The organism is Arthrobacter sp. 05N33_2 (assembly GCF_056397425.1).
On the sequence record NZ_JBFTNJ010000040.1, the window covers coordinates 23293 to 31171 of the forward strand.

Consider the following 7879-nt stretch of genomic DNA (forward strand, 5'->3'; position numbering starts at 1 on the left):
CGAACTTCACGCCGTCGCGATTCCCGTAACGTGCCCGCAACTTTTCGCCTCACTCCCGGAAACATGGCTCCGCGAGGATTAAATCCGGATCGGGGGGCCGGCGGCGACGTGTCCCGGTACGGAAGACTGACGAGAAGGGACCCGCCGGTGGAGCTCACTGCTGGAAGCGTCTGGATGATTGTGTCGGCAGCGATGGTTCTGCTGATGACCCCGGCCCTGGGCTTGTTTTACGGCGGGATGACCCGGGCCAAGGCCTCGCTCAACATGATGATGATGAGCTTCGTCTCGGTGGGGATCGTCGGCGTGRTGTGGGTCCTCTGGGGCTACTCCATGAGCACCGGGCAAGGTGTCCTCGGCGTGTTCGGCAACCCGTTCGCGAGCTTCGGCCTGAGCAGCCTCATCGGTTCGCCGGACCTGATCAAGGCCGGCTACAGCGCCACTTTTGCCATCCTCACCGTGGCCCTCATCAGCGGCGCCATCGCGGACCGCGCGAAGTTCACCTCGTGGGCCCTCTTCGTCCCCATCTGGATCACCCTCGTGTACTGCCCCCTGGCCTTCATGGTCTGGGGCGGAGGCCTCATGAGTGCCGGCGGCGCCGTAAGTGCCGTCTTCGGCCAGGTCATCGACTTCGCCGGCGGCACCGTAGTGGAAATCGCGTCCGGAACCGCGGCGCTGGTCCTGGTCCTGATCCTGGGCAACCGGCACGGCTTCGGCAAGGACCCCGGCCACCGCCCCCACAACATCCCCTTCATTATGCTCGGCGCGGGCATCCTGTGGTTCGGCTGGTTCGGCTTCAACGCCGGCGCCGCCACCACAGTGGAGCAGGCCGGCCTGATCTGGGTGAACACCCTGGCCGCCCCTGCCGCAGCCATGATCAGCTGGCTGGTGACGGAGAAGGTCCGCCACGGCCACCACACCTCCTTGGGCGCGGCGTCCGGCGCCGTCGCCGGCCTGGTGGCGATCACGCCGTCGTGCGCCAACATCAGCCCGCTCGCCGCGCTGGGCCTTGGCTTCGTGGCCGGTGCGGCCTGCGCCGTGTTCGTGGACCTGAAATTCAAGTTTGGCTTCGATGACTCGCTCGACGTCGTCGGCGTCCACCTCGGCGGCGGCCTGATCGGCACGCTCGCCCTCGGTTTCATTGCGCTCCCGGTGGACGGTGCCGGCGGCGGGCTGTTCTACGGCGGCGGGCTCCACCAGGTCATCGCGCAGGCCGTGGCCGTCCTCATCACGGTGGCCGTGTCCGGCCTCGGGACCGCGGTGATCGGACTCGCCATCCACAAGACGCTGGGTTTCCGGGTCAGCCGCGAGGACGAACTCGCCGGAGTCGACCGGTCCGAACACGCCGAGACCGCGTATGCCTTTGCCGAGCTCGGTTTCAGCCGGTTCAACCCGTTCGGCCACCACACCGGTACGGCCCACGCCGCGACGCCTGCCCACGCCGCGACGTCGGCCCACGCGGCCGGCCGGGCACCGGAAAACGCCTCCGCACGCGCAAAGGAAGACAGCCTCGTCTGAGCCGGCCGCTGGGGCCGGCTCAAGTTTTTCCAAAGGGCCCGGGTGTAAGACGCGGTCGGAGGCTTAAGATATGGGCGGGGGGCACTCGAATTAGCGAACTCGCTTAATGGGAGGCCACGATGTTCAGCCAAGCCAGCCGCAAGGCATCAAAACCGAAGCTAACATCGGTGGCGCGGACCCCGCGCAGACACCGGCGCAGCTCCCTTCCCAGACCGGACACATTTTGGTTCGGGCGCGGGCTGGCCTCGCTGGCGGCCTTTGCCCTGGCGGCGGGCGGCGGCCTGGTGGCGGCCGCTCCTTCGAACGCCGCCAACCCGGCACAAAACTACATCGTGGTGCTCAAGGACGGCGTCGTGGACGCCGGAGCGGCGGCGGCCGCCCAGCAAAGCGCCTACGGATTCACGGCATCGAAGGTCTACCGCAACGCTGTGAACGGCTACTCTGCCACCCTGACGGCGGCCCAGGCGCAACGCGTCAAGGCCGACCCCAACGTCGACTTCGTCACGGCAGGCCGGACCTTCCAGCAACCGCGGGATCTTGGAACCGCGGCCACCCAGGAGACGCCGTTTTGGCGCAAGCGGATCGCCGGAACCAGCTCAGACGTCCGGAAGGCCCTCGACCGGGGGCCAAGCCGGATCAACGTCAACGTAGCGGTGATCGACAGCGGCATCGATGCGACCCATCCGGACCTGAACGTCAAGGGCGGCGTTGACTGCCAGTCCGGCTCGCCCGTCGAGGTGACCCCCGTTGACGTCCTGGGGCACGGGACATTCGTTGCGGGCGTGATCGGCGCCCGGAACAACCGTCTGGGCGTCATCGGGACCGCCCCGGGCACTCCGCTGTGGTCTGTCCGGGTGGTTGACGACAACGGCCTGATCTCCGAGCAGAGCCTGATCTGCGCGATTGACTGGGTGACCTCGACGCGCAAGGACCATGACGACAGCAACGACATCGCCGTGGCCAACATCAGCATCGCCGGCGGCGCCGCGGACACGCCCAACTGCGGCAAGGGCACGGACCCAATGCACTACGCCATCTGCCGCTCGGTCCGGGCCGGTGTCACCTATGCCGTCGCGGCCGGCAACGCCGGTGAGGACTTCGCCAACACAGTGCCGGCCACGTACGACCAAGTACTGACCGCCACCGCCATGGGCGATTTCGACGGAAAGTCCGGCGGGGATGCCGCCCCGATCTGCGGCCCCGACGACTTTTCGAAGTACGGGCAAAAGGATGACCAGCCCGCGTTCTTCTCCAACTTCGCCACCACGAGTGACGACAAGGCCCACACCGTCTCCGGCCCCGGCGTGTGCATGCTCTCCACCTGGCCCGGCGGCTACAACGTAAGCAACGGCACCAGCTTCGCCAGCCCGGCCGTGGCAGGGTCGGTGGCCCTCTGCATCAGCCAGAAGGCCTGCACGGGTTCAGCCGAGCACGTCATGGAGCAGTACCTTGACCTGACAAAGTCGTACTCGAAGCGGCACCACGACTACGGCTTCGGCGGCGATCCCATCCACCCGATCTCGGGGCAGTACTACGGATACCTGACCCAGACGGTGAGCTTCTGACGCTGCGGCGGTGAGGAATCCGGCGGCGCAAGTCGCCGCGCCAGCGGCCCTCGGCGAGTCTCAGCCGGGGGCCCAGCCGGGTTTCGGCCCTGCAGCGGGTTTCAGCCCAGCAGCCGGCGTTCATAGGCGAAGGCCACCAGCTGGAGCCGGGTCCCGAGGCCCAGCTTGCCCAGCACGCTCCTGAGGTGTGTCTTGACTGTCGCCTCGGATACGAACAGGCTTCCGGCGATCTCACCGTTGGCCAGCCCCTTGGCCGCGAGCAGGAAGACATCCCGTTCCCGGACAGACAGCACCTCCAGCGCGGACAGGTCCGGTCCCCCGGCCGGCACGGTCCGGGCGGCATGCTGGAACAAATCCTGCACTGATCCCGGCGCAATCACGGAGTACCCGGAGTACACCGTCCGGATCGCGGCGAGGAGGAACTCCGGTTCGGCGCTCTTGAGCAGGTAGCCGCTGGCCCCGGCGTGCACGGCGTCAACCACCGCCTGGTCCCGATTGAACGTGGTCAGGGCGATGATCTTCGGCGCGCCGGTGCCCGCGGCCTCCGCCTGCCGCACGATCCGCCGTGTGGCGCCGACACCGTCAAGGACCGGCATGCGCAGGTCCATGAGCATCACGTCCGGGCACCGTTCGATGGCGAATGCCGCCGCCTGCGCGCCGTCGCCGGCTTCCCAGGCCATCTCCATGTCCGGCTGGCTCTCCACCAGCATCCGGATTCCCGCCCGGAACAGGGCCTGGTCATCGACAATCGCCACGGTAATGGCCGCCCCGGCATCAGCCACGGTCGCCGGCTTCGGCCAGCGGCATTCCCGGGCGCGCTGCTGGGCTTCCCGCGGGAACCAGGTCCGGCTCCGCGCTGGCGGCGGCAGCGGCAGCGTCGGCGTCGGCCGTCCTTGTGCCGTAGGGGATAAAGACGGTCACCCGGTACTGCTCGCCATCCGGGCCGGACGTCATCCAGCCTCCTGCGAGGTGGGCGCGTTCCCGCATCCCGGCGAGGCCGCGGCCCACCCGCGTTTCGGCGGCGGGGTCCGGGCTGTCCCTGCCTGTGGTCTCCGGGATCCCGGACGCCGCATGCAGGGTCAGCCCCGGGCCGCTCCAGTCCAGGTGCAGCCGCACCGCGGTGCCGCGGCCGCCGTGTTTCAGTGCGTTGGTCAGGCATTCCTGGATGATCCGGAATACGGCGAGCTGCTGCCCGGCGGAAAGCTCGGCGGGTGCGCCGGACTCGCTCTGTTCGATCTCGAGGCTGCCCTGCATGCGCGCCACGAGGGGCCCGACGTCGCTGAGCCGGGGCTGGGGCGTGACCATGCCGTCGTCGTGCACCCCCTCGATGACGCGCTGCGCGTCCACCAGGGCGCTCCGGGCCGACGTCGCGATGTTCTCCAGGGCGTTTAGCACTGCCCTCGGCTGGTCCTTGCTCAGGTAGCGGGTGCCATCCGCCTGCGCCGCGATCACGGCGAGTGAGTGGGCCAGGACGTCGTGCAGGTCCCGGCCGATCCGGGTCCGTTCCTGCTCCACGATCAGGTCCACCTCGGCTTCCCTGAGGCTGGTCTGGGCGATGGTCCTGGCCTGGAACAGGCTGCCGCGTTCCTGGTACATCGCCAGCAGAAGTCCGACGGCGGCGCAGGCTGCCGCGATCACCAGCAGCAGCGAAAAGAGTTGCCAGCCGTAGGCTTGAAAGGTCCACCGGTCGCCCATGTACAGCGGAAGGAGCCAGCCGACGCCGTTGCCGTAGCGCCAGGACAGCATCAGGAAGGTCATGGCGCCGGCGAACACCACGTTGGCGGCCGCCGCGATGAAGCGTGTCCTTCGCCGGGCCGTCCATTGGATGAAAGCCAGGGACACGAACGCCCCGAGGTAAATGGCCCAGTGGTTGGCGTGCATCGCGGGAATGGCGTACCCCAGTTGGCCCGCGAGCAGCCCTGCCGTGAATCCGAGCGACGCGTAGGGCTTCCAGGCAGCGCAGGCAATCGCTGCCGTCATGAGGATCAGCGGCCACGTCCCCTCCCAGGTGTGGAGGCCGGGGCCCATCCGCCCGGCCTCGGCCACGCACCACAGCGTGAAGAAGAGAACGGCCGCCGCGGGGGCGCCCCAATGCCGCAAAACTTTCAGTAGTGGTTCCATGCTGTCACCCTATCCACGGCGGCTGTCACAGGCAGGTCACATCCGGCCGCACTCCACCTTGGGGCCAGAAGATTCATCTTTCGAGCCAGCCCTCCGTCGATAGCGGGCGTAGTATGGCGGCCATGACCAAGGCAGCGGTTGAGGTCACAGCTCCCGCCGAAGCGGTGCCGTACTCCGTGCTGGACAGCGTGTTCTTCGTGGTGGGCGGCGTTGCGGCTGTGTGGCTGACCGCGCTGCTGGTGCAGTTGAGCTTCGAATGGGGCTGGGCGCAGGTCTGGTTCCTCTTCATCTTCTGGGCCCTACTCGCCTATCTGGTGCTTCCCCGTCTGCACCGGATCCTGACCCGGCTCTACGTTCCGGACTACTTCATCGGCCGGGCGCGCACCAGCGACGGGCTGCTGGGCGATCCCGTGAACATCGCCCTGCTGGGATCGGAACCGCAGATCCATGGCGTGATGCGGTCCGCGGGCTGGACAAGGGCCGATGACGTGACCCTGGCCAGCAGCCGGCGGATCGTCTCCTCCACCCTCCTGCGCCGCAGCTATCTCGAGGCCCCGGTCAGTCCGCTGTTCCTGTTCGGCCGCCAGCAGGATTTTGCCTACCAGCAGGAAGTCGACGGCACCCCGGGCAAACGGCACCACGTCCGCTTCTGGCGGTGCCCGCCCGGCTGGCTGCTGCCGGGCGGGCTGGCCGTCGACTGGTTGGCGGCCGGCACGTATGACCGCAGCGTCGGGCTGTCCCTGTTTACCCTGCAGATCACCCACAAGATCGATGAGAACACCGACGCCGAACGCGACCATGTGGTCGGCGCCATTACCGGGGCCGATCCCGCGGCCGGGCTCAGGGTGATCCGTGATTTTTCCACCGGCTATCACGCGCGCAACGGCGGGGGCGACACCATCACCACCGATGGCAATCTCCCCATCGTCGATCTCAGGCAGACCGTCGCGGAGCCGACCGCTGCGGGCTCGCTTGGGAGCGACACGCCCCCGGGCGAGGGCCGCGCCAGGCGTCCTTCGACCACGATTGTCGGGGCGGTCTTCGTCGGTGCCCGCGCGGCGGCGGCCGCGCTGCTGGCACTGTCCCTGGTGCTCTTCAAGGACGCGCACGTCAGCTCACTGGTGCAGCCCGTAGCCGGCCCGGCGGTCACGGAAGCCCAGGCGGAATTGGCCGTCAGCGCCGCAACGGTGGTTGTCCTGCTCTTTGCCGTGGCCGAGATCCTGCTGGCGTGGTTCGTGTTCCTCGGCCGAAACTGGGCCCGGACGGTGGCCATGGCGCTGAGCACGGCCGCCATCTGCTTCCAGGCCGTCGATGTTTTCCACGGCGGCCCGGACATCACCCTGAAGTCCAATCTCCCCGGCCTGACCCTGGACATCCTGTTGCTTCTGGCGCTCTCCAGCAAGCGGTCCCGCAACTATGCCCTGCGCCCCCGCAAGGAAATCAAACGGGATTCCAGCCGTCCCGGCGGCCGGACGCCCGTCTGAATCCGCAGGATCCAGGGGCCCTTGACAGCCCTCTCGCTGCGGGAGCTAGATGTTCAAATAGCCAGCAATCCACCGCAGGAGCAGCTAAGGAGCGGACATGAGCGACGACTCACAGGCGCCGGAGCGCCACCACAGCGAGACCCCGGCCGAAGGTGATGCAACGGCTGAACCCTTCGACGACCGCGCCCATTCCCAGGACGCGGCAGAGGGCCCGGACACCGACGACGAACCGGGCCCCACGGCCTAGCCTCCCTAGGCGCTAGCCTCTCTACGAGCGAACTCGCCGGAACTCTGCGGGCTCGCCGGAACTTTCCGGCGAGCGGGGAGGCTTCCGGCGACTTGGACTCGTCTGCCCCGACCGGTGTCCTGACGGTCCCCGGCGCACACAGTCCTTAACCGGCGAAATATCTTCGCTCGCCCGGGTGTTTCTCCGGCATGACAACAATCGGAATCATCGGTGCAGGACACATTGGCGGCCAGATCGCCCGCAAGGCCGTGGAGCTCGGCTACGACGTCGTGATCAGCAACTCGCGCGGGCCGGAAACCCTGGCGGAGCTCGTCGCGGAACTGGGGCCCAGGGCCCGGGCCGCAACGCCGGCCGAGGCGGCCGCAGCCGGCGACTTCGCCGTCGTCACCGTGCCGCTCAGGAGCCTCCCGGACGTCCCCGTGGAACCGCTGGCCGGCAAGATCGTCCTCGACACCAACAATTACTACTGGGAACGCGACGGGCATATCCCGGCCCTGGATGCCGGCGAGGCCACCACGTCCGGCCTGTTGCAGGAGCACCTTCCCCAGTCGAAGGTGGCCAAAGCCTTCAACCACATCATGTACTCCCAGATCACCACGGACGGGACGCCGGCCGGCACCCCGAACCGCCGGGCCCTGGCCACGGCGAGCGATTTCCCGGAGGCGGCCGAGCTGGTGACCAGGCTCTACGACGAATTCGGCTTCGACACCGTCAACATGGGCCCGCTCGCCGAAAGCTGGCGCACGGAACGGGACCGCCCGGCCTACGTAATCCGGCAGAACGCGGCCGAGCTCACAGAGAACCTGGCCAAGGCTCCGCGCACCATCTGACCCGTCCTGCCCCGGGCGCGCGAATTCGCCGGAAGCCTGCGAGGTCGCCGGACTTTTCCGGCGGGCTCGCAGCCTTCCGGCGAATTCGGCCGGGGGGGTTAGGGGTCAGCGCTGGAC

General features: G+C 68.2%; 7 protein-coding genes. 5 read left to right on the forward strand and 2 right to left on the reverse strand.

Features of this window, described 5'->3' with window-relative positions; all coding sequences use genetic code 11:
- Window positions 1–147 precede the first annotated feature (147 nt).
- Together AC1DHX_RS14660 and AC1DHX_RS14665 are read left to right on the forward strand one after the other, a co-directional pair.
- A complete protein-coding gene (locus AC1DHX_RS14660; protein WP_476900167.1) occupies window positions 148–1515 on the forward strand; it encodes an ammonium transporter in 1368 nt (455 codons plus the stop codon).
- A gap of 119 nt (window positions 1516–1634) precedes the next feature.
- Window positions 1635–3080: a S8 family peptidase gene (locus tag AC1DHX_RS14665; protein ID WP_476859903.1), complete on the forward strand. Its 1446-nt coding sequence runs from the start codon at window positions 1635–1637 to the stop codon at window positions 3078–3080.
- 101 nt (window positions 3081–3181) lie between these two features.
- Here the strand turns inward: AC1DHX_RS14665 and AC1DHX_RS14670 are convergent, their stop codons facing one another.
- Window positions 3182–3862 carry a response regulator gene (locus tag AC1DHX_RS14670; protein WP_476859904.1) on the reverse strand — a complete coding sequence of 227 codons (681 nt, stop codon included), beginning with the start codon at window positions 3860–3862 and terminating at the stop codon, window positions 3182–3184.
- On the reverse strand, window positions 3855–5201 hold the full coding sequence (locus AC1DHX_RS14675; protein ID WP_476851747.1) for a sensor histidine kinase: 1347 nt from the start codon (window positions 5199–5201) through the stop codon (window positions 3855–3857). Before AC1DHX_RS14675 ends, AC1DHX_RS14670 begins: the two co-directional genes overlap by 8 nt.
- Before the next feature lie 113 nt (window positions 5202–5314).
- Between AC1DHX_RS14675 and AC1DHX_RS14680 the strand changes: the two genes are divergently transcribed.
- From AC1DHX_RS14680 to AC1DHX_RS14690, 3 genes are all read left to right on the forward strand, one after another.
- A complete protein-coding gene (locus tag AC1DHX_RS14680; RefSeq protein WP_476859905.1) occupies window positions 5315–6685 on the forward strand; it encodes an LssY C-terminal domain-containing protein in 1371 nt (456 codons plus the stop codon).
- Between the two features lie 97 nt (window positions 6686–6782).
- Window positions 6783–6932, forward strand: a complete 150-nt coding sequence (locus AC1DHX_RS14685) for a hypothetical protein (RefSeq protein WP_164468554.1) — start codon at window positions 6783–6785, stop codon at window positions 6930–6932.
- A 188-nt stretch (window positions 6933–7120) separates the two neighbouring features.
- Window positions 7121–7762 (forward strand): NADPH-dependent F420 reductase, encoded by a 642-nt coding sequence (locus AC1DHX_RS14690; protein WP_230008191.1) that lies wholly within the window; start codon window positions 7121–7123, stop codon window positions 7760–7762.
- Window positions 7763–7879: the final 117 nt, after the last annotated feature.

Bases quoted from the DNA above. Each gene is read 5' to 3' on its own strand.
- AC1DHX_RS14665 (WP_476859903.1), top strand. From the start codon at position 1,635: ATGTTCAGCCAAGCCAGCCGCAAGGCATCAAAACCGAAGCTAACATCG.
- AC1DHX_RS14675 (WP_476851747.1), bottom strand. From the start codon at position 5,201: ATGGAACCACTACTGAAAGTTTTGCGGCATTGGGGCGCCCCCGCGGCG.
- AC1DHX_RS14680 (WP_476859905.1), top strand. From the start codon at position 5,315: ATGGCGGCCATGACCAAGGCAGCGGTTGAGGTCACAGCTCCCGCCGAA.
- AC1DHX_RS14685 (WP_164468554.1), top strand. From the start codon at position 6,783: ATGAGCGACGACTCACAGGCGCCGGAGCGCCACCACAGCGAGACCCCG.
- AC1DHX_RS14690 (WP_230008191.1), top strand. From the start codon at position 7,121: ATGACAACAATCGGAATCATCGGTGCAGGACACATTGGCGGCCAGATC.